General features: G+C 53.8%; 1 protein-coding gene. It reads right to left on the reverse strand.

Annotated features, from left to right (window positions below; translation table 11 throughout):
* Window positions 1-201: 201 nt before the first annotated feature.
* The gene (locus IB237_RS26150) at window positions 202-393 is read right to left on the reverse strand and encodes a hypothetical protein (RefSeq protein WP_192491676.1); all 192 of its coding nucleotides are present in this window, start codon (window positions 391-393) and stop codon (window positions 202-204) included.
* Between the last annotated feature and the right edge of the window lie 460 nt (window positions 394-853).

The raw sequence follows: 853 nt of genomic DNA on the forward strand, positions 1-853 counted from the left end.
ATCTCAAAACTAAAAGAAACCGCAGACCATTGGCGGCGCCTACGCGCCCGCGAAAATAACCCTTCTCAAGACACAACAACCAAGGCACGCCAACAGCTCCCCAATGCGGAAGTCAAAGCCTGGAAAACGGTCAGGCATTCTGCAGGCAGCATGGAACCGCCAAATCGCACAATAACAAATGGCAGACACGCCGCCTGAAAATCAAGGCGACGCCCGCACAACATGCTCGCTCAAAAAATCCAAATAGGCGCGTACCCGGCCAGACAATGGTCCCGAACCACCATAGACACACCAGATAACCTCGACATCGCCTGGATTATAATCGTCCAGAACAGACACAAGTCTGCCCGCTTCAATATCTTCCTCCACATGAAAACCACCAACACGCCCCAAGCCTAAATCCTCTAGGCACAATCGCCGCATCGCCTTGACGAAATCATTGAAGGCACGCAGCGGAGACCGACACAACACGACGGCCGGCGCCAAAAAAGGCAGCACAACGTGCTGCACCACTTCGTATAATCGGCTAGCGCGAAAAGCAGGGCGTAATAGAGCTGATCGATCGACTTGGTTGCACCTCAGAGGGACGACAATGACCGCAATGTATGCGCTGTCTGTCAACCATGTAGAATAACTCTGCGCGCGCGGCCTCTCGAGGCGAACTGGAAGGCGCAAACCTCAATCATCTAAAAGAAAAACGCGGACGGGCCAAAGAGCCATAGGAACCGCTGCGCAACAGGCCAGCGCCCACGTCATAGTGGGCGGACGAACGCGTCAGAGAGAGGCGTACAAATCGAAATGAAGCAAAAGCAGAAAGCAGGCGGCCAGCGTATCACAATAGGTCCCGATATAA

Source organism: Agrobacterium sp. AGB01 (genome assembly GCF_014851585.1).
In the GTDB taxonomy this organism is placed as follows: domain Bacteria; phylum Pseudomonadota; class Alphaproteobacteria; order Rhizobiales; family Rhizobiaceae; genus Agrobacterium.